The sequence below is a fragment of the Bradyrhizobium sp. 155 genome (genome assembly GCF_023101105.1).
Lineage (GTDB): Bacteria > Pseudomonadota > Alphaproteobacteria > Rhizobiales > Xanthobacteraceae > Bradyrhizobium > Bradyrhizobium canariense_D.
Genome location: NZ_CP064704.1, coordinates 6,430,347 through 6,450,576, shown reverse-complemented (window position 1 = coordinate 6,450,576; position 20,230 = coordinate 6,430,347). Strand labels below are relative to the sequence as shown.

At 58.7% G+C, this 20,230-nt stretch carries 15 protein-coding genes; 13 read left to right on the top strand and 2 right to left on the bottom strand.

Features of this window, described 5'->3' with window-relative positions:
• Positions 1-675: 675 nt before the first annotated feature.
• Both IVA93_RS30890 and IVA93_RS30885 read right to left on the bottom strand, forming a co-directional pair.
• Positions 676-1,395 carry a MerR family transcriptional regulator gene (locus IVA93_RS30890; protein WP_026232958.1) on the bottom strand — a complete coding sequence of 240 codons (720 nt, stop codon included), beginning with the start codon at positions 1,393-1,395 and terminating at the stop codon, positions 676-678.
• A 1,793-nt stretch (positions 1,396-3,188) separates the two neighbouring features.
• On the bottom strand, positions 3,189-4,133 hold the full coding sequence (locus tag IVA93_RS30885; RefSeq protein ID WP_018455472.1) for a LysR family transcriptional regulator: 945 nt from the start codon (positions 4,131-4,133) through the stop codon (positions 3,189-3,191).
• 442 nt (positions 4,134-4,575) lie between these two features.
• On the opposite strand from IVA93_RS30885, the gene IVA93_RS30880 reads away from it, so the two are divergent.
• The 13 genes from IVA93_RS30880 to IVA93_RS30820 all read left to right on the top strand — a co-directional run bounded on the left by IVA93_RS30880 (position 4,576) and on the right by IVA93_RS30820 (position 20,159).
• Positions 4,576-4,992: a response regulator transcription factor gene (locus tag IVA93_RS30880; protein ID WP_247289263.1), complete on the top strand. Its 417-nt coding sequence runs from the start codon at positions 4,576-4,578 to the stop codon at positions 4,990-4,992.
• Complete coding sequence (locus tag IVA93_RS30875) at positions 4,989-5,621, top strand: NodA family N-acyltransferase (protein WP_018455474.1); 633 nt, start codon at positions 4,989-4,991, stop codon at positions 5,619-5,621. The genes IVA93_RS30880 and IVA93_RS30875 overlap by 4 nt, the downstream gene beginning before the upstream one ends.
• Positions 5,618-6,277, top strand: a complete 660-nt coding sequence (gene nodB, locus IVA93_RS30870; protein WP_247363790.1) for a chitooligosaccharide deacetylase NodB — start codon at positions 5,618-5,620, stop codon at positions 6,275-6,277. The genes IVA93_RS30875 and nodB overlap by 4 nt, the downstream gene beginning before the upstream one ends.
• A gap of 14 nt (positions 6,278-6,291) precedes the next feature.
• Complete coding sequence (gene nodC, locus IVA93_RS30865) at positions 6,292-7,650, top strand: chitooligosaccharide synthase NodC (RefSeq protein ID WP_018455476.1); 1,359 nt, start codon at positions 6,292-6,294, stop codon at positions 7,648-7,650.
• A complete protein-coding gene (gene nodS / locus IVA93_RS30860; RefSeq protein ID WP_198293358.1) occupies positions 7,625-8,302 on the top strand; it encodes a nodulation methyltransferase NodS in 678 nt (225 codons plus the stop codon). The genes nodC and nodS overlap by 26 nt, the downstream gene beginning before the upstream one ends.
• Positions 8,303-8,313: 11 nt before the next feature.
• Positions 8,314-10,026 (top strand): nodulation protein NodU, encoded by a 1,713-nt coding sequence (gene nodU, locus IVA93_RS30855; RefSeq protein ID WP_018455478.1) that lies wholly within the window; start codon positions 8,314-8,316, stop codon positions 10,024-10,026.
• A gap of 4 nt (positions 10,027-10,030) precedes the next feature.
• Positions 10,031-10,945 (top strand): nodulation factor ABC transporter ATP-binding protein NodI, encoded by a 915-nt coding sequence (gene nodI / locus IVA93_RS30850; RefSeq protein ID WP_018455479.1) that lies wholly within the window; start codon positions 10,031-10,033, stop codon positions 10,943-10,945.
• A 3-nt stretch (positions 10,946-10,948) separates the two neighbouring features.
• The gene (gene nodJ, locus IVA93_RS30845) at positions 10,949-11,737 is read left to right on the top strand and encodes a nodulation factor ABC transporter permease subunit NodJ (protein ID WP_026232959.1); all 789 of its coding nucleotides are present in this window, start codon (positions 10,949-10,951) and stop codon (positions 11,735-11,737) included.
• 189 nt (positions 11,738-11,926) lie between these two features.
• Positions 11,927-13,933 (top strand): carbamoyltransferase family protein, encoded by a 2,007-nt coding sequence (locus IVA93_RS30840; protein WP_247363789.1) that lies wholly within the window; start codon positions 11,927-11,929, stop codon positions 13,931-13,933.
• 144 nt (positions 13,934-14,077) lie between these two features.
• Positions 14,078-15,106, top strand: coding sequence for a nodulation protein NodZ (locus IVA93_RS30835; RefSeq protein WP_524536843.1), 1,029 nt, complete (start codon positions 14,078-14,080; stop codon positions 15,104-15,106).
• 917 nt (positions 15,107-16,023) lie between these two features.
• The gene (locus IVA93_RS30830; RefSeq protein ID WP_026232961.1) at positions 16,024-16,860 is read left to right on the top strand and encodes an SDR family NAD(P)-dependent oxidoreductase; all 837 of its coding nucleotides are present in this window, start codon (positions 16,024-16,026) and stop codon (positions 16,858-16,860) included.
• 259 nt (positions 16,861-17,119) lie between these two features.
• On the top strand, positions 17,120-18,880 hold the full coding sequence (gene nifA, locus IVA93_RS30825; protein ID WP_157642943.1) for a nif-specific transcriptional activator NifA: 1,761 nt from the start codon (positions 17,120-17,122) through the stop codon (positions 18,878-18,880).
• Positions 18,881-19,292: 412 nt separating this feature from the next.
• A complete protein-coding gene (locus IVA93_RS30820) occupies positions 19,293-20,159 on the top strand; it encodes an electron transfer flavoprotein subunit beta/FixA family protein (protein WP_018455485.1) in 867 nt (288 codons plus the stop codon).
• Positions 20,160-20,230 lie beyond the last annotated feature (71 nt).

Below are 20,230 nucleotides of genomic sequence, written 5' to 3'. Positions count from 1 at the left end.
CGGGCGGCCAGGTCTGCGCGACCCCTTCGACGGATTATCGGGCCAGCGGTAATCGATGGACCCAGGGGCGGCATTGTCTCCCTTGGAGTCGAATCGAACCGTGGCAATGGCCCTTTCGATTGAGCCCGAGGTTCGGCCGCAGCGACCCGCGTGGCATCGACGGTGCCCGCCCGTCTGACCGAGCCTGCCCATGCTTGAACTGGGGCATAAGCGTAGCCTGCAACCTGCAGCAGATTGGTTTGAAGCCTTGAGCTTGGCGACATCGGCTGCCCCTGCAGCATTCTTCGTCGAGTGCGGCATGGAGGTAAAGGAGCGTGCCGGAGTCGCCGGCAATGGCCAAAGACGGTCATCCACCGAATTGTTCTCGCCCAGCGCTCTCACCGGGAACTTCCAAAAGTGGTGCAGATCATTGGAGTCTCCATCGGCGTAGCCGGCGCTCTGTAGGTCGCCCCGCCGCTGCGTCGATACTTTTAGAAGGTACAATTTGACGCTACGTACGGATCAAGTACTTCGAAGCGTGCTCGTCGAGGTTGGCAGAGCGAAAGTTCCCAGGGTGTCGACAACGCACATTCGCAGGCGAATTGCTACGGGCCAACGATCCTCAGTCAGACAAGGATCAGCATCAGCTCATTCAGTTAGAGACATTTGAGCAACCGAGTCCGGCAGCCGGGTGCGTCAACTCGTTCCGAGCTGGCTCTCCAGCGCGGCGAGGGCGAGATCCAGGTATCGCATGAGGCTCGCATCCCAGCCGGCGAGATTGTGTGGTTCAGTCAATCGCGTCAGCACCTTCAGTATCATCGAGACAGTCGAATCAACTCCTGCGATCTCAGTCAGCAGCGAACGGGCCTGACGCGCGACCGCATTTGGTCGCTCACCGCATGGCGGCTCGCCCCGATCCATGCAGCTTCGTAGCTCGTCCCGAATCTTGCGCCACCGATCTTCGCGGCTAGCGTTAGAGGCGCATGTGCAGATGGCCGAGGGGGTACGTTCCTGAATCCGCGACATTGCATCTAACGTGGCCGGTAGCTCGTCGACACTAACTTCTGTCTCACCTTGCGTCGTCATATTGCGCAATCGATCCCGTAATAATGTCGCCCGCGCGACTTGAATTTCAATTCGCTCGAGATGGTTGCGCAATAGGTCCGTGAGAGACGACCGTCCCTCGATGGCTTTGCGGATCTCAGGAAGCGAGAAGCCCAGCTCACGTAGCGCCCGTATCTGACAGACGCGTTGTAGGCTTTCACGATCGTACATGCGGTGACCGCCACCGGTACGTTCCGCGACCGTCAACAACCCCGTATGTTCGTAATGATGCAGAGTGCGTACCGTTACGCCGGTCGCCTCTGCAAGTTCTCCAATGCGCCATCGGCGCCGTCGTGGTGTGGCTTTTGTCATGGTCCTCAATTTGCAAGCCTACAACCTGACGTCACGTGAGAATCAAGTGATTTCAATGATCTAGATGATGGTCTCTCGCTGCGAACCCCAGGAGCACTGAGCGCATGCTGTTAATCAATCAGCCGAGACAAGTGCAAGCATCAAGTTCGCCAGCGACGCCAATTCGTCCCTCGCTGCGCGTTGCATCACAAGTCTGGCGATCGCTACGCGATTCTCGCCGGTTCGCATGCATGTCGGTAAAGACCCGATTGCTCGATCAAAAAGGTTTCCCAAGCTCGCGAGATCCTCCGGGTCGTAGACTCCGCTCGGCTTCTCCAACAATATGCTCCTTTCATTGCGGCACCTTCGCTGCACGTGGGGAAGCCGTTTGGCTGTGGTAGGGCAAAAAGAAGACGGAGCGGCGACGTGCGCGAAAGAATGTGACAGGTGCGTTCGTGTGGTGCCGTTGTGCAACACGGCGTTTACTTCCCTTTTGTCCAACACTGCCTGACCGAAACTGTGCAATTTCCGCTGGATGCTGGCGCAGCAGCGGCCATTTGCTGTCTGATCGCCACGCGAAGCGAAAGCAGGTACATGCCATCCCGCTTGCTCTTGAGACACAGCTTCACGAACGGCTGCCCAGACAAAGTACTGATCTGATCAGATGGGTGGCGCGGCCGCCCGCTCGGCACCTAGCAGCGTTTTCGACGCGCTGCTAGTCTGTTGATGGCTTTGTGGCCGCGAAGGCGTTGTTCGCGCATGGCAACATCGGGTTTTGGAATGCCACAAGATGATGGCTGCTCTTCAACGGCGAAAGTCTGCGACGCAAAGCGCCAGTATAATGAGAGAAGGCGGGCCGCAAAACCATTTCCGGCATGTATCTCAACGCGAGCGCACCTCGCGCGGTTGGCGAAGCGTTACTCGCGATTGAGGACGGAGCCTCGAAGGATCGCTCCGATATCCGTCGGACGTGGAGGCACACTCAAAACGGGCAACACGCCCCCGGCGCCGCGCGGGCGCGCCGGGAAACAACGACGTGCCATAGCTCCTACAGCAATAACTCGCATATCCAGACGTGAGCCGGATCAGTGTTGCGCAGCACAGTCCCTTGCTCGTCCAGAAGCTCACTCACTTTCATTCTCGAACAGTATCGCTTTGGTGTGCGAGCGCTGGACATAGATGCTTTGGGTAAGATTGGCAAATCATGTTACCGCACCGAAGTAGCTCTTCGAGGTCAGCGGTGAGTGGCCGCAACTCGGGACCAACGGCGGCGGCATCCCGCGCGCGACGCGCCACGACACTCTCGAATAACACCACTGTCGCGATCCGAAAGGATGACCTGCACCCACCGATCCGATGTGGTGCTTTGGCATTGCTGCTGCGATCACCGGGAGAGTAGACGGCAAGGAGAATGCCCACCGGCAGGTTAAGAGCGGTGTGGGTGCCTGCCAGTGTCCACGTTTGCAGCCTCGATCGCAGGTCTTAGTCTACAACCTGACGCGGTGTACGATTCGAGGGATTTTAGTGCCAAGGCCTGATTTCGTTCATCTGACTGGCCGGATCATTTCGCGAGCTCTGAGCCTCAGCTCATGTAGAACAGTGCGATGCAGCCGTCGTGTCAGGCAAGTCAGGCGGAGCGCCGCCGAACGAGCTGTATGAAGCGCAAGATCGTCACGCCAGCGCGAGATCAAGAGCGCGGCCGACCCGATCAAACTACGCTCAAACGCGCCAATCCGAACACCAGCGAGGACCGGAGCCTCGAGCCTGGCGTAGATCTGGTTAACCGAGATTAGATCGCAAACGGCCGAACAATGCTAGAACGGGCCGTGACATTGGTTGGTCTCGGACGGAGAGACCATCATGGATGCCTCTTGCAAGAACATGTTGCGCATCCAAATGCTTGCAGGATCAGTATTATGAATGGCCGGCCACTGGACGGCCTCGGTGAATGTGAGAAGTCGCAGCGGAGGTTCGATGACCCGCAGGGGCATCGTGTCTGCGAAATGGCTGACCAGTCTTGAGGGCATACTCGCTATACGGTTGGTGCCCAATAACATAGGCGGAATCATACCAAAACCCTGCACTGCGACCTCGGTGCGTATCTTGAAACCATGCTCGAGCAAGAGCCATTCGTGAAAGGAGGGCCTCAGGGAGCCCCCGAACCGGGCTTCCACGTGCCCGATCGACATGTACTTCTCGAACGTAAGTCGCGGCGCCAGCTGCTTGTTCATGGGGCAGCCCACGCAAACGAACGTGTCCTCGAACAGTGCCGCCTTGGGATGCGCACTCGACATGAACATCTCCGGATACATGAGAAAATCGACTTCACCGCGCCGGAGAAGTTCATCGGGTTCCTCTAAGGGCGGCAGCAACTCGAAATTGATCGTCGGAGCTTCCCGCGCGACGCGGTCCACGATTCTTCGAAGAAACACGACAGTCATGAAGTCGGACAGGATGATCCTGAATCGCCGATTCGATTGAGACGGAGTGAAGCCCTCCGGAGAAATGATGGAGAGCTGAATGTGAGCGAGAGCCTCGCGAATTGGGGCTGCGAGCGCTTGAGCCCGCGGCGTTGGGACAAGCTTCCTACCCCTCATCGTGAATAGCTCATCGCGAAAGTAAGTGCGAAGCCGCGCGACGGCAGCACTCATGGCAGGTTGACTGAGGTTGATGCTTCTTGCCGCCGCCGTGAGATTGCCTTGCGTCACCAGGGCGTCGAACGCGACGAGGAGATTCAGATCGAGGCCCTTGAAACGCATAATCTTGAGTGATCCACCGTGTGAATGTGTTCTATCGATACAATCGATTTTACCATTTGTACCGACTGAGGATAGCAAAGGATAGTTTAGCGAGATGCCAGATCTATCAGAATGGTTACAAATCGTAGCGCGTCTCAGCCCAGCGCCAGGGATCGATCAAGACATCTGGACCGTGCGGTCGCAGTTTCGCGCGTGTTGCGCAAGTCCTATCTCGGCGAGCTAGCACGGTGGGGATCCGCAAATGTGCGTGGGCGTATAGGACGAGCAAACTATCGTATGGCTTCGCCAACCCATTCTATACCGGCCGTGTACCGCTGTAGAATTGAGCGAACGCTTAACCTGACCGTAGATTTCCCTCCAGTTGGACCCCTTCGGTTGCGGGTGCCAAATGTGTTCTGGTCGCATCCGATTGCGTCCTTGCTGCGGAGAAATCGTGCCGAACATGCAAGCGAAGCCGTCCTTCGTGAATCTGATGCGAGTTGCGCACACGCTCGACGTCGTATCCATTGTGAATGCAGATCGGTCAGTGCGTGAAGATCTGACAGATATGGTTTTTTCGGCGGGTTACGTACCCGAACCCTTCGAGAGCGCAGACGAGTTCTTGAAATCGGGCCGCCGTTTGATCACGTCGTGCTTGATCGCGGACATGCAGTCGAGCGTGATGAGTGGCTTTGAGCTTTTCCATCATCTGGCTGCATCCGGACGCGCGATTCCCACCGTTCTGCTCACAGACAGCTTCGAAAACGATATGAGGCGAGTCCTGCAAACTGGACTCCAGTTTTTGAGCAAGCCTTTCGAGCGTAGCGAACTGCTGGCGTGCGTCAGGAGCCAGATAATGAATAGGAATTACTCTCTATGAAAATGATCGCGCCCGGATCCACACGAGGTGCTTCGGCGCGCCCTCCAGTTCGTTGGAGGCTGTGCTGGGAGAATGAGCTTCAACTTGCTGACCATATTGAGTTGTCCGACTTCTTCCGGAAGACCTATGGTCCGACCGGGGCATTCAATGCAAAGCCCTTTGAAGGTCATCGAAGCTGGGCCGGCGCAAGGCCTGAGATTCGCGCAATCGGCTACGATGATCGTGGTGTTGCGATTCACATCGGCGCACTGCGCCGCTTCATAAAAGTGGGTGAGGTCGATCTGCTTGTGGCTGAACTCGGATTGTACGGGGTGCGCCCGGATCTCGAGGGGCTCGGCATCAGCCACTCCATCCGCGTGATGTATCCCGTATTGCGAGATCTTGGGGTGCCGTTCGGTTTTGGCACGGTCCGATCTGCCCTGCAGAAACATATTACCAGGCTGCTCGGGCGACAGGGATTAGCGACTGTTCTGCCAGGGCTCCGTGTCCGGTCCGCTCGTCCGGATATCTATCTCACTGTGCCTCCGACGCGCGTGGAGGACGTGGTCGGCCTCGTTCTGCCGATTGCGAGGCCAATGAGCGAATGGCCGGCCGGTGAGATGATTGAACGGAACGGGCCAGAACTGTGACGTCTGCAGACAACGAGACTGAAGCGCGGAGCGACTGCGCCGACTCGGGCGGAGAGCGCTGTGTCTATCTGACGTTTGATGATGGTCCCAACCCGCATTGCACGCCGGCTATCCTGGATGTGCTGGCGCAGCATCGGGCCCCCGCCACTTTCTGCGTGATTGGTGCATATGCAGCGGGCCAGCCGGAGCTGATCCAGCGCATCATTGCAGAAGGCCACGAACTCGCAAACCACACAATGACGCACCCGGATTTATCCAAATGCATGCCGGATGAGGTGGAATACGAGATCCTAACGACGAACAAGGTCATCGGAATGGCCTGCCCGCGAGCCTCTGTGCGGCACATGCGTGCGCCGTATGGGACTTGGACCAAGGAGGCCCTCGCCGTGTCGGCGAAGGCCGAACTGGCAGCCCTGCACTGGTCAGTGGACCCGCAAGACTGGTCTCGTCCTGGCGGCGAGGCGATTGTTGCCGCGGTGCTGGCCTCGGTCCGGCCGGGAGCAATCGTGCTCCTGCACGACGGGTGCCCTCCCGACGAGTTGAAACGCTGCCTTCACTCTAGTCGGCGCGACCAGACCGTGACGGCGCTCGCCCAGCTCATTCCAGCACTGCATGACCTTGGATTTGCAATCCGGTCGCTTCCTCAAACTCACTGAATAGATCAAATCACATGAGCCTGCTTGCCACCATCAGCACCGCTGCTGTTGCCTCCTACGCGTTGCTCTCCAGCGTCCATAAGACCGCGCAGGCGCTTTATGCGCTGCGAACCGACGCCTCACTGCCGCCGTACGACCTCGTCGAGAGCGCAGCTCTGCCCAGCGTGGATATCATCGTGCCCTGCTTCAACGAGGATCCGCGCACGCTGGCGGCCTGCCTGAAATCTCTCGCAAGCCAGGATTACCCAGGGCGATTGCAGGTGTATGTGGTCGATGACGGCTCTGCAAATGTCGCTGCAGTGGCCCCGGTCCATGGGAGCTACGCGTATGACCCGAGGTTCACCGTCATTCTGCTGCCAAGTAACGTTGGAAAGCGTAAGGCGCAGATCGCAGCGATACGCCGGTCGTTCGGCGATCTCGTGCTCAACGTCGATTCCGATACGGAAATCGCCAGCGACGTGGTCAGCAAACTCGTACGCAAGATGCAGGATCCAGCCGTCGGCGCGGCCATGGGGCAATTGATGGCCAGCAACCGGAACGACAGCTGGCTGACCCGATTGATCGACATGGAGTACTGGTTGGCTTGCAACGAGGAGCGCGCGGCTCAGACGCGCTTTGGTGCCGTCATGTGCTGCTGCGGGCCGTGTGCCATGTACCGCCGCTCCGCGCTGCTGTTGCTGCTGGACCAGTACGAGACGCAGTTCTTCCGAGGAAAGCCGAGCGACTTCGGTGAGGACCGCCATCTGACGATCCTCATGCTCAAGGCAGGGTTTCGAACCGAGTACGTTCCGGACGCCATCGCCGCCACGGTGGTCCCGGACAGGCTCTTGCCCTATCTGCGGCAACAGCTCCGCTGGGCGCGGAGCACTTACCGCGATACGCTGCTGGGTTTGCACCTGTTGCCCGGCCTGGACCGGTACCTTACGCTCGACGTGCTCGGACAGAACCTCGGGCCGCTGCTGCTCGCCATCTCATCGATTGCCGCGCTCGCTCAGCTCGCGCTCACCGGCACCGTGCCCTGGTGGACCGGTCTGACCATCGTCGCGATGACCATGGTTCGATGCAGCGTGGCGGCCCTTCGTGCCGGCGAGCTTCGATTTATCGGCTTCTCGCTGCACACGCCTATCAACATCTTCCTCCTGCTCCCGATGAAAGCCTATGCGCTCTGTACCTTGAGCAACAGCGACTGGCTCTCGCGCAAAGTAGCGAAATCATCAGACGTCGATGAGTCGAAGGCCTCGATCGAAGACGCGACAAATGGACCAAGCCTTAACCCGGGATCGGAAGCGCCAGGCTCAATTCGCGGGGCAGGTCTTTCGCGCGCTTCCTCGCAGCTGATCGCGTCTGATGGCATTGCCGCCGCGACTGACTGACAGCTTTGTAGGGGATTTAGTGGTGAGCGTGGACAAGACATATCAATCGTTGCAACGGGAGCTGACCAACGATGACCCGTGGCGGCTTGACGACAATCCGTTCGAACGTGAGCGTCACACCCAATTGCTACGACTATCGCTGTCGAACGGCGCCGTCTCAACCGGCCTCGAGATCGGGTGCGCGGCCGGTGCATTCACAGAGAAGCTTGCTCCTCACTGCAAACGGCTCACGGTCATCGATGTTATGCCGCGAGCGATCGGTCGAGCGGTCCAGCGGACCAAGAGGTGGTCGCATATCAGCTGGGCGGCGACCGATATTCTGCAGTTCTCGACCGAAGAGCTGTTCGATCTGATCGTGGTCGCCGAAGTTCTCTACTATCTCGAAGACATGACACGGATGCGTACCGCAATCGACAAGCTGGTGAAGATGCTTGCTCCAGGTGGGCACCTGGTCTTCGGATCTGCACGTGATGCCACCTGCAGGCGATGGGGGCATGTCGCTGGCGCCGAGACAGTCATCACGATGTTGGCTGAAGCGCTCATTGAGGTCGAACGCGTGCAGTGCCAGGGGCAGTCGGCTGACGAAGACTGCTTGTTGGTCCGCTTTCGCAATCCGGAGCGATCTTCGATTTGTTCTAACGGCCGAGCTTGAAAGGACCTACTATGCGCATCTGCGGTATCAAGTTGACGCACGACGGGGCAGTCGCTCTGATCGAGGACGGCCGGGTGGTGTTTTGTGTCGAACAGGAGAAGCTGAACAACAATCCGCGTTATCAAACCATCGACAACCTGGATGCCGTTGTTGACGCCTTGGCGGAGCACGGGCTGGATCCGAGCGATGTTGATCAGTTCGTCATTGATGGCTGGGATGGAGAGTTCGAGTCACAGTTCGAAGTCCTTAGTGGGACGACGACCATCAAGCTCAAGGGCGCGCCGTATGTCGAACGGCAAGGCGATAGCCCCCTGACGTCCCGCGATCGGATCGGCCTCATGCTTGATGGGAAGCTATATCCCTATCAAAGCTATCCCCATGTTACCGGGCACGTAGCATCCGCATACTGCGCCAGCTCGTTTGCCAAATCCGGACAATCTGCTTTCTGCTTGGTGTGGGACGGCTGCATGTTTCCGCGCCTCTACTATGTAGAGCCCCACGGCATCCGGTTCATCGAGTGCCTGTTTCCGATAATAGGTCACGCCTATGCGACGGCAGGACACCACTTTGGACCTTACAGGCGGGCAGACCGGACCAGCTGGGATCTCGGTATTGCCGGCAAGCTGATGGCCTATATCGCACTGGGATCGCCCGACGAGGATTGTATTAAGACGTTTCATGAACTTTATGAGGCGCACTTTGCCACGGATGCTGAGGGTGCTTGTCCCGAGCTTGAAGAGATCAACAGCTCACAATCGCCACTTGAAGCTCTGCACGACTTCTTCGATGCGTGCGCAATGCGATTGAAGGAAAAACAGGCCCAAGACGTCCTTGCGTCATTTCACGTGTTTCTAGAGCGTCTGCTGGTTCGCACCATTGCTGATGTGGTGGAGCGGCATTCGAATCTTGCGGGGGCGCGTAACCTCTGCATAGCCGGCGGCTGTGGCCTGAATATTAAGTGGAATAGTGCATTTCGTGCGACAGGCCTGTTCGATTTCGTGTGGGTGCCGCCCTTTCCGAACGACAGCGGCTCAGCCATTGGTGCTGCTTGCTCTGCATTGGCGGCACAGCAAGGCTTTAGAGCTCTGGAATGGTCGGTCTACAGCGGACCGGCCGTGCGTCCCAGCGAAGTCCCGCCCGAATGGGAGGGCGCGCCCTGCACTATGGGCCAACTTGCGGCAATCCTCGCTTGCGACAAGCCCGTGGTCTTCCTTGCCGGGCGTGCCGAGCTCGGGCCGCGAGCCTTGGGTGGCAGAAGCATTCTCGCGGCTGCGAGCTGGGAAGGAATGAAAGATCATCTCAACGATGTCAAACTTCGTGAGCATTTCAGGCCGGTAGCGCCGATATGCCTGGAGGATCGTGCCGCGGAGATTTTTAGCCCTGGAATACCCGATCCGTACATGCTGTTCGATCACCAGACGCGACCAGAATGGCGGGACAAAATTCCCGCCGTCGTGCATCTCGATGGATCTGCTCGTCTACAAACCGTTTCTAGAACCTCCCAGCATAAAGTGGCCGAGCTTCTCGTCGAATACGAGAAGCTCACAGCCATTCCGCTGCTTTGCAATACCAGCGCCAATCTGCATGGACGCGGCTTTTTCCCGGATGCTGCCGCCGCGTGCCAGTGGGGACGCGTCGATCACGTATGGTGTGACGGCCTGCTTTGGACAAAAAAGCGCGCAAGCGGGGAAGCGGCGGGAACAACGTCCGTCGCGATGGCGTAAGCAGATGTCAACCGCGGCAGTCGACCTTTTCCAGGTGAGCAAGTTCTACGACGACAGGGTCGTCGTGGACGCTCTTTCGTTTACGGTCTCGCCGGGAGAGTGCTTCGGTCTGCTGGGACCAAACGGCGCGGGTAAAAGCACGCTTGCGCGTTTGATCCTGGGTGTTGCATCGCCCGACGCAGGTAAGATATGCGTGCTCGGCGAGCCAGTGCCGGCGCGGGCGCGCTTGGCGCGCCGGGGGATCGGGGTTGTCCCACAGTTCGATAACCTTGATCTTCAGCTCACGGTGCGCGAAAACTTGCTCGTTTTCGGGCGCTACTTCGCCATGAGCGCGGCTGAGGTGGAAGCGGTCACGCCGTCACTGCTCGAATTCGCACGCCTGGAGAACAAGGCGGACGCGCGAGTCGCCGAACTGTCCGGCGGCATGAAGCGACGCCTGACGTTGGCACGGGCCCTCATTAACGATCCGCAGCTCTTGGTCCTTGATGAGCCGACGACCGGCCTCGATCCGCACGGCCGTCACCTGATTTGGGAACGCTTGCGCTCGTTATTAGGGCGCGGCAAAACGATCCTTCTCACCACCCACTTCATGGAAGAGGCGGAGCGATTGTGCGACCGCCTGTGCGTGCTCGAGCACGGCCGTAAGATCGCCGAAGGTCAGCCTCGCGCGCTGATCGAGCAGCAGATCGGCTGCCAAGTGATCGAGATTTACGGCGGTAACCCGCACGAACTGCTGCCGCTGGTCAGACCCCAAGTGCAGCGCGCTGAGGTGAGCGGGGAGACGCTGTTCTGCTATGTCACGGATCCAGAGCAGGTGCGCCTCCGGCTTGTCAACCGCACGGATCTGCGCTTTCTGCAGCGTCCTCCAAATCTGGAGGATGTGTTCTTGCGGCTAACCGGGCGAGAGATAAAGGACTGAACGATGTGGCAACGTTTTGCGCCGGCGCTCCCTGCTAATCCATGGAACTGGATGGCGGTATGGCGCCGCAATTTTCTGGTTTGGCGGAAAGTTGCTCTGGCATCGGTTCTTGGGAATCTGGCCGAGCCGATGAGCTCTCTGTTCGGTCTCGGTTTTGGCCTTGGAATGATCATAGGTGGTGTTGAGGGCACCTCATACATCTCGTTTCTGGCGGCTGGAATGGTTGCCACAAGCGCGATGGTCTCCGCAACCTTCGAAACGATCTATGCGGCTTACGCTCGCATGCAGACAAATTGCACCTGGGAGGCAGTGCTCTGTACGCCCCTTACGCTCGGCGACATTGTCCTCGGTGAAGTGGCCTGGGCAGCGAGCAAGGCCTTGCTCGCCGGGACCGCGATCACGATTGTGGCCGTCGCGCTGGGTTACGCAGAGTGGTCATCCATTCCCTATGCGTTACCAGCCATCGCCCTCACTGGCGTTACTTTCGCGAGCCTCGCAATGGTCGTTTCAGCACTTGCACCGAGCCACGACTATTTCATCTTCTACCAGTCGCTTATTCTTACGCCCATGATGTATTTAAGCGGGACGATCTTCCCAATGAGCCAGTTGCCCGGTTCATTTCAACGCATCGCAGCCTTATTGCCGCTGAGTCATTCGGTCGATCTCATTCGTCCAACAATGCTTGGTCGACCGGTTGACAGCGTCGGATTGCATGTGGGCGCACTTTGCATCTACGCAGCAGTTCCCTTCCTCGTCTCGGCCGTGCTCCTTCGGCAGCGCCTGATGCGGTGAGAGGAATAAGATCTAAGCGAAGCATCGCGTGTGCGAGATGAGATATCGGGCTTAGCGAATTTCCAATCGCGTGCGACGCTTATATGCGTCTCGTCAGCTAGCGATGCCTGATCGGCCTCGCGCGGCCTACTCCCAAAGCAAGCGATACGAAATAGGCCAACAGGCCTCTCAGGATTAACGGAGAACAAGATGCTGTGTCTAGGATTGAGTGGCGGCCTCGACAGGGTCTATGAAAACCCCCTTGGGCTGCCGGGCACGTTTCTGCACGACGGCGCCGCGGTACTTGTCAAGGACGGGCGCGTGATCGCTGCCGTGGAAGAGGAGCGCCTTAACCGGATCAAACATTCAAACAAGCTCCCGAGCAGTGCGATCGAATACTGTCTTGCAGCCGCGGGTGTGGAGCTTCGCGACGTCGATCGTATTGCGTTCTACGCTACTGAAGCCTATTGCAATGCAATGCTCGAACGGTTGTTCATCTCACAACCGGAAATCTCAATTCCCCTAGATGCGAATCTGCTGCTACGGCACCTTCTAGCCACGGAGTTCGGTACCCAAGTTGATCCTTCCCGGGTGTCATTCGTAGGCCACCATCAGGCCCACGCCGTGAGCGCTCTGGCGATGTCGGGTTTTGAAGATAGCCTGGTCCTCGCGATCGACGGTTGTGGCGACTTCCTGTCGGGTCTCTTGGCTGTCGGGTCAGGCAGCGAAATGACCGAGCTTATGACATTTCCAGAGAATAACTCTCTCGGACTGTTCTATCTGGAGACGATCCGATATCTCGGCTACGGCCTGTTCGACGAGTATAAGGTTATGGGACTGGCTCCTTACGGAGATCCCGCACGCTATCGCGAGCTCTTTTCCCAATTCTATGAGCTCTGCGCAAACGGTGGCTACCGCGTTCACCTCGAACGTATCGGCCCAGCATTGCTGCAAAATATCGAGGTCCGGCGAAAGGGAATGCCGTTCACCCAACAGCATCGAGATGTGAGCGCATCGTTGCAGGAGGCGCTGGAGCGGATCGTGTTTCACATTCTGCGGCATTACCGTGAGTCGACCGGAATGAAACGGTTGTGCCTGGCTGGCGGGGTGGCCCATAACTGCACGCTGAACGGAAAACTCCTGTATTCAGGCCTGTTCGAAGACATCTTCGTGCAGCCGGCTGCGCATGACGCCGGATGCGCATTGGGCGCGGCGCTGATGGTGTCGAACGAGGCCGGGCAGCCTGCGCCCCGCGAGCGGCTACAGGCGGTTTATTGGGGGCCAGATGTCGGCAGCGACGATAGCATCGAAAAGGAACTGAAGGGATGGGCCGGACACCTCGAGTTTGAACGGACCGCTGACGTCGCAACCAGAGCAGCCGAGTGGATGGTTGATGGCGCCGTGATCGGGTGGGTGCAGGGCCGATCGGAGTTCGGCCCTCGTGCGCTCGGCAACCGTAGTATTCTTGCGGACCCGAGGCCCGCGGCGAACAAGGACCGGATCAATGCGATGGTCAAGAAGCGCGAGAGTTATCGACCATTTGCACCATCAGTTCTGGAGGAGGATGCGGGCGCGTTCTTTGAGTTGCCGGATGGTCGCGCAGAATACCCCTTCATGAATTTCGTCGTTCGCGTGCGGGAATCCAAGCGTGCTTTGCTGGGCGCGATCACGCATATCGATGGTACGGCTCGGCTGCAGACGGTTTCCCGCACGAACAATGCCGCCTATTGGGAACTCATCAATGCGTTCAAGAGCCGGACAGGCGTCCCGATTTTGCTTAACACGTCGTTCAACAACAATGCCGAACCGATCGTAGATTCCGTTGCCGATGCGATTACGGCGTTTTTGTCAACCGAGCTGGATGGCCTTGTAATCGGTTCATTCCTCGTCAAAAAGCGGGCGACAACGCTCGAAAGCTGGACTGCACTCGCTGTATCACTGCCGCCCCATGTATCTCTTTACCGGGTTCGCGCTCATGCGGGCCGAGAACGCCAGGAGACAGTCTGCGAGATCCGCATGGGTCACTCCAGCCAGGAGAGCGTGCGCGTCTCGCATGACCTGTTCGACATGCTGATGCAAATTGAGAAGGAAGCTGTTCTTGCCGATCTTCTCGCCAGGGTCACCACTGACAGGACTAGGCGAGAAGCTCTCGTGAACGAACTGCGTGGGCTCTGGGATCTCCGCCGTATACGGCTGCATCCGTCACCGACTGCGTGATTGCAAAAGGTGAGCAATGCGGAAGAGGGCTCTTTGGAGGCCTCTCGTATGACCTCCCAAGCGCGGTGCCGTGGAGGAGGGTTGCGGGTTGATCGCCTTGCGTCCCGGTGACCAGCCGTCCACTGGCGTGGATCGGAATCGCAGATGCTAGGTGCGCCACACAAAGCTGATCTTGCAAAACGAGAAGGGTTTGATAACTTGACCAAGGAACGCTTTGTTATTTCTCGGAGGCGTACCGGCTTCGGTGACTGCCTCTGGTCATTGGCGTCGGCCTGGTCGTACGCGCAGCGGACCGGGCGGACGCTCGTCGTTGACTGGCGCGGTTCCTGCTACATCGACCGACCGTTCAGCAACGCCTTTCCGGTGTTCTTCGAGCCGGTTGAGGACATCGCTGGGGTACCGGTGATTTGCGATGACCGGATCAACCAGCTCTCGTTTCCCGGACCGTTCTTCCCGCGGTGGTGGAATAGGCCGTCGATCGACTGCATCAATCGTCCGGATGAGCAGATCTTCCGAGAACGTGACGAACTGACCGAGCTGTTCCAGGCGAGAGAAGATAACGAAGCCAACACCATTGTCTGTGACGCCTGCCTGATGTGGCGTTGTGGCGAGGCAGCCGAACGACTGATCTTTCGGAACATCAAGCTCAGGTCTGAGATTCAAGCGCGGATCGACGCCTTGTATGAGGAACATTTTAGCGGCCATAGCATCATTGGCGTTCATGTTCGGCACGGCAATGGCGAAGATGTCATGGAGCATGCGCCGTACTGGGCCGATTCGGAGCTCGCCCTTCGTCAGGTTTGCATGGCAATCCGTAAAGCCAAGGCTTTGCCATATCCAAAGCCTGTAAAGGTCTTCCTGTGCACTGACAGTGCACAGGTGCTCGATCGCCTATCGGGTCTGTTTCCCGATGTCTTCGCCGTACCAAAACGTTTCCAGGCCGATCGGGCAGGGCCGTTGCATAGTGCGGAAATGGGAATTGAAGGTGGAGCTTCGGCTCTCATCGACATGTATCTTCTTGCGCGGTGCGCTACCGTGATCCGCTTTCCCCCCACCAGCGCCTTCACGCGCTATGCCCGTCTGCTCGTGCCACGGATTATTGAATTCGACCAGAGCAATCCGGAGCGCTTGACCCTGATCGATAATCCATACGAGCATTTCGCGGCTTCCTGAAGCGCCAGAATGTGGGCCTGAACAATGACGGGCTAGATCATCGGTCTGATACTGCTGGCTTCGACACGGTCGAGTTTCGTAACGTGTCGCAGGAACGTTGGATGGCGACTTCCGTCCCGCAAGCGACGGCTGACCGGCGCACTACCATGGATGCGGTGCGGTGGGAGGGCGAACGCCTGAGAAGCGTAAGGCGGATGCCAGCGAGGGCCGGCGGTCTTGCCCGGCAACACTTCGGGCCCTCCGGTGCAAGTCGAGTCGCGCGGAAAGCTTACAGTTCTGTCATCCTCCAGCCAAGTCCGCCGTGGCTGGCCAGACGGTGAAAAGCACGGCAATGGCGGTCCGGGTCGCCGAGGAAATCTGACGTAACAGACAGTCACGACAGAATGTCCCAGCAGCAAGGAGGCGCGTCCGGTAGATGGATCGCCTTTGCTGGGCAGGGCTTTCGTTTTCTGGACGACGGCCTTTGTTCATGCTCCGCTCGCGGAGTCCTTTCGGACGGAGGTGTGATGAACCGCGCGGCCGGCGGCCCATCGGTATGGCTCAAGAGCCGTATGTGCGGCCGCGCGTAACCAGGCCGAGAGGAACTTGGACGAACCGGCCATTAAATCCTGATCTCCGCCCGCAGCTAATCTATCTCGTCTAGCGCGCATGACCCACAGACCACTCGTGGAGTGGTGACGCAGTCAGCTCGCCATGGAAACCCCAGCCTCTGGCTCGAAGCGTAGCGCACGCAGTGGGCAGCACCCGGGAGCTCGACGACAGCCATTGCTGCGGCGCTGCCGGTGTCGCAAAGCAAACAGGCCAGATGTTCGGAACCTGCCATTTGCGTCGTAAAAGCGCGCCACCTGTGCCCTGCTTCGCTCTGGCCCGGATCCTGCACCAGGTGCACGGGCGAGGGGAGCGGAAGGGAGTCGCGTGTGAATCTAGGTCTACCAGATGACAACGCGGTCGCAGCTAAATCGTCGGAAACGGACCCTCGTGGTCCAATTCACGCCGATGGAGCGGGCCGTCCGCTGCGTGAGCGGAAGACGCTGGTATTGACCGGGGCATCGCGCGGTATCGGTCGCGCCACGGGAAGATTGTTTTCGGAAGCCGGTTGGCGCATCATTTCTTGCGCGCGCCAACCATTCGACGCGGTGCGCTGCCCATGGGACTCAGAGGGGGATAGCTATATCGAAGTCGACCTGAGCGATCATCGGACGCTACCGCGCGTGCTTGCCCAGATAAAGGAGCGCCTTGCCGGCGCACCGCTGCAGGGACTGATAAACAATGCCGGAAACTCACCAAAAACGCCAAACGGTGCCCGGCTCACGTCGCTGGCGACCTCAGTCGATACCTGGATGAGCGTGTTCCACCTCAATCTGGTGGCGCCGATCCTGCTCGCTCAAGGTCTGTTCGATGAGCTAAAAGCGGCGTCAGGCTCGATCGTCAATGTGACTTCGATCGCCGGAGCGCGGGTGCATCCATTTGCAGGCACGGCATATGCCACGTCGAAAGCTGCGCTCGCTTGTCTCACGCGCGAAATGGCGCACGACTACGCCTCACATGGCATTCGCGTCAATGCGATCGCGCCCGGCGAAATCAAGACGGACATTTTGTCGCCTGATACGGAAGCGCATCTTGTGCCAAAGATCCCACTACGCCGGGTGGGTACACCCGAAGAGGTCGCCAAGGTCATTTTCTTCCTATGTTCAGATGCGGCAAGTTATGTCACGGGTGCCGAAGTGCCGATCAATGGCGGGCAACACTTGTGAGTGAATCCGTTCCTGGCGAACCCGACTAACTCAGCTTCATCGATCGAAGCCATGTTGGCCGGGCGAATCCGCGCAGCGAGTTGGAAAGAATAAGCGCAAAATCTAGTCACTGTAAGTGCTGCCGGCGTGCCATGAAGAGCCGTCATCTCTCGCCCCCGGCCTGAGAATTGGATGTCAGATCGAGGCAGGCATGCAACACGAGTCTAACAAGTCCGATCGAGGTGATGGGGAGGATCAAGAAAGGAACGGAGAAGTCACTATGCTGGACAGCGTTTCCCTGAGCGAAACACCAAACTCAACCTCCGGCGCGGACCCTTCCGCTTCTATTCTGCCGTCGCAAGAGAAATCGCTAAGCACGATCTTTGAAATAGCGCACACGCTCACTGGCCTATCCCGGCTCGAAGCCAAGCTGGCGAGCGTCATCGAGCGGCTGCCATCGCTCGTGCAGATGCGGCGCGGCATCGTATGTCTGTTCGAACATGACGGGCTGCCCGAGATCATCGTAGACGACGGCCGGAGCGAAGGGCGCGACGCGCGCTGCGGGGGGCGCTTGCCGCAAGGAGCAATTGATCAAATTGTGGCGACGGGGCGGCCGCTCATCGTCGAGAACGTAGCGCTGCATTCGATCTTCAGTTTTTCGGAAGTCGAGATGATGCTAGACGCCGCCCGTAATACGTGTGTTGCCTTCATCGGCGTTCCCATAGAGATCGACGAGAAAGTTGTGGGTACGCTGAGCATCGACCGCATCGCAGACAACGGGACGCATGCGCAGCTCGAGGACGACCTCCGCCTGCTGACGATGGTCGCAAGCCTTCTGGGCCAGACGGCAAAGCTGCATTGCACCTTTGTGCGCGACCGCGGGCGGCTTATGGACGAGGAGTTCCGGCTGCAGACGCAGCCTTCGTCCGAGCTCAAGCCTCATGGCCGGGAGCGTAAGAAGGTCCAAGTCGAGGGAATTATCGGCGACAGTCCGGCGCTGCGCGCGATGCTTGAGAAGATCGAGCTGATCGCAAAATCGAATAGCACCGTTCTGTTGCGTGGCGAATCGGGCACCGGCAAAGAGCTGGTCGCGAAGGCTATTCACGAGCGTTCAGCGCGCGCCAAACGCCCCTTTATCAAGCTGAATTGCGCAGCCCTCACCGAGACGGTGCTGGAATCCGAATTGTTCGGTCACGAGAAGGGGGCGTTTACGGGCGCATTCAACGCGCGCAAGGGTCGCTTCGAACTCGCGGACAAGGGAACGTTGTTTCTGGATGAGATTGGCGAGATCTCGGCGTCGTTCCAGGCGAAACTCCTGCGCGTGCTTCAGGAGCAGGAGTTCGAGCGGGTGGGCGGCAATCAGACGATCAAAGTCGACGTCCGCGTGATTGCTGCCACGAACAAGAATCTTGAAGAGGCGGTGGCAAGGAAGGAGTTTCGTGCCGATCTCTATTATCGCATTAGCGTGGTTCCTCTGCTACTGCCGCCGCTGCGCGAAAGACGCACTGATATTCCGCTTCTCGCCGCTCGATTCTTGAAGAACTTCAACAATGAGAACGGCCGTGCTCTGGTCTTCGAGTCAAGTGCGATAGACGTTCTTATGAATTGCGGATTTCCCGGTAATGTCCGTGAGCTGGAGAACTGTGTGCAGCGGACCGCGACCCTGGCGCACGGATCGTCGATCGTAAGAGACGATTTTGCCTGCTGCCACGGGCAATGCCTGTCGGCCACGCTATGGAAGTGCGGGCTGGAGCAAGTGGCACGACAGCCGAGCCCGATAATCTCACTTCCCGCGAGGCTGAGCATGCCGCCGACACAAGCTGTGGCACACGTTCAGCCGGTCGGTAGCGAACTGACACCGCTAGAGCCACCCGGCCGACCCAACATAGGTGCCGCCAAGGTCACAGATCGCGAGCGCGTAGTCGCCGCGATGGAAACGTCCGGGTGGGTACAGGCCAAGGCGGCGCGCTTGCTTGGACTGACGCCGCGCCAGATTGGCTATGCCTTGAGAAGGCACGGTATCGAGATCAAGCGCTTCTGAATAAAAAGTCGGCTCGCGTCTCTCTCGATCGCCGGGCGCGGTAGGAGAGCGTGCGCAAAAGGCGGTACTCTGGTCCATGAAGCGGATACGAAACCGATGTGCTCTGCTTGGGAGGCCATGCCGGGAGCGTAAGCCATCTTCGCGTCAGCCGCGTGCTGGTCATCGTCTGCTTGCAATGTATTCGCCCTATGAGAAATGATTAGGTGTCGAACCAGCGCAAGATCGCGGCCGGGCCGTTTATGGCGCGACTCAGATGAGAGAGATCACGTCCCGCTTTACGCAGCTCGTCGCAGTCCCAACGGTCTCGCCGTCAATCGCCAGCCGTTGCATTCGTCGCACATCGGCGAAGTGCCTGGGGTGGTATGACAGTTGCTATTCGTGGGGAGCCTGCTCAACATCTTAGGAGAAGCATATGCACAGCATCGTCTGCATCAAACAGGTCCCCGACTCCGCACAAATCCGCGTGCATCCTGTCACGAATACGATCATGCGGCAGGGCGTGCCGACGATCATCAACCCATATGATCTGTTCGCACTGGAAGCTGCGCTCGAGCTACGAGACAAGTTCGGCGGTGAAATCACTGTTCTGACAATGGGGCCGCCGTCGGCCGAAGAATCTCTCCGAAAGGCGCTGACATTTGGTGCCGATCGTGCTGTCCTGCTCACCGATCGTAGTTTCGCAGGCTCTGATACGCTGGCGACGAGTTACGCTCTGGCGTGCGCGATTCGCAATATCGGCAAGGAATATGGCCCACCAGACGTCATATTCACTGGCAAGCAGACTATCGACGGCGATACGGCGCAGGTGGGACCTGGCATTGCAAAGAGGCTCGGGGTCCAGCAGCTTACGTATGTTTCAACAATCAAAGCGTTGGACTTCAAAGCACGCACGATCGATGCGGAACGGCGCTGCGAAGGAGGAGTCCAGGTGCTGCGTTCCAAGCTTCCTTGTCTCATCAGCATGTTAGAGGCAAGCAATCAAATTCGCCGCGGTGCAATGATCGACGCCTTGCGTGCGGCCCGTGCCTCCGTCGTAAAATGGAGCGCTCAAACTGCCGGCGTGGATGACATGGCCAAATGCGGTCTGAGGGGGTCGCCGACGGTCGTCAAGCGTGTCTTCGCGCCCTCCGCACGAGCGGAGAAGGCGACGTGGGTGGAAGCGGCCGAGCAGCCGGCGCAAGCGTTGATCGACGCCATGTTCAAGCGCAACCCTACGCTCGAGACGGAGCTCGCACAGCTTGCGCGCGGTACATCATCCGCCCAAACTAGCGGTGCGTGAAGTCGCCGCTGATCGAGCGGAGCCAGCGACGGCCGGGGTCGTGGTCATGCTGGCCCGACGCTCGGCGCACC

What these genes read in the sequence shown, in the direction of transcription:
- IVA93_RS30890 (WP_026232958.1), bottom strand. Translation starts at nt 1,395, where the DNA reads ATGACAAAAGCCACACCACGACGGCGCCGATGGCGCATTGGAGAACTT.
- IVA93_RS30885 (WP_018455472.1), bottom strand. Translation starts at nt 4,133, where the DNA reads ATGCGTTTCAAGGGCCTCGATCTGAATCTCCTCGTCGCGTTCGACGCC.
- IVA93_RS30880 (WP_247289263.1), top strand. Translation starts at nt 4,576, where the DNA reads ATGCAAGCGAAGCCGTCCTTCGTGAATCTGATGCGAGTTGCGCACACG.
- IVA93_RS30875 (WP_018455474.1), top strand. Translation starts at nt 4,989, where the DNA reads ATGAAAATGATCGCGCCCGGATCCACACGAGGTGCTTCGGCGCGCCCT.
- nodC (WP_018455476.1), top strand. Translation starts at nt 6,292, where the DNA reads ATGAGCCTGCTTGCCACCATCAGCACCGCTGCTGTTGCCTCCTACGCG.
- nodS (WP_198293358.1), top strand. Translation starts at nt 7,625, where the DNA reads ATGGCATTGCCGCCGCGACTGACTGACAGCTTTGTAGGGGATTTAGTG.
- nodU (WP_018455478.1), top strand. Translation starts at nt 8,314, where the DNA reads ATGCGCATCTGCGGTATCAAGTTGACGCACGACGGGGCAGTCGCTCTG.
- nodI (WP_018455479.1), top strand. Translation starts at nt 10,031, where the DNA reads ATGTCAACCGCGGCAGTCGACCTTTTCCAGGTGAGCAAGTTCTACGAC.
- nodJ (WP_026232959.1), top strand. Translation starts at nt 10,949, where the DNA reads ATGTGGCAACGTTTTGCGCCGGCGCTCCCTGCTAATCCATGGAACTGG.
- IVA93_RS30840 (WP_247363789.1), top strand. Translation starts at nt 11,927, where the DNA reads ATGCTGTGTCTAGGATTGAGTGGCGGCCTCGACAGGGTCTATGAAAAC.
- IVA93_RS30835 (WP_524536843.1), top strand. Translation starts at nt 14,078, where the DNA reads ATGCTAGGTGCGCCACACAAAGCTGATCTTGCAAAACGAGAAGGGTTT.
- nifA (WP_157642943.1), top strand. Translation starts at nt 17,120, where the DNA reads ATGCTGGACAGCGTTTCCCTGAGCGAAACACCAAACTCAACCTCCGGC.
- IVA93_RS30820 (WP_018455485.1), top strand. Translation starts at nt 19,293, where the DNA reads ATGCACAGCATCGTCTGCATCAAACAGGTCCCCGACTCCGCACAAATC.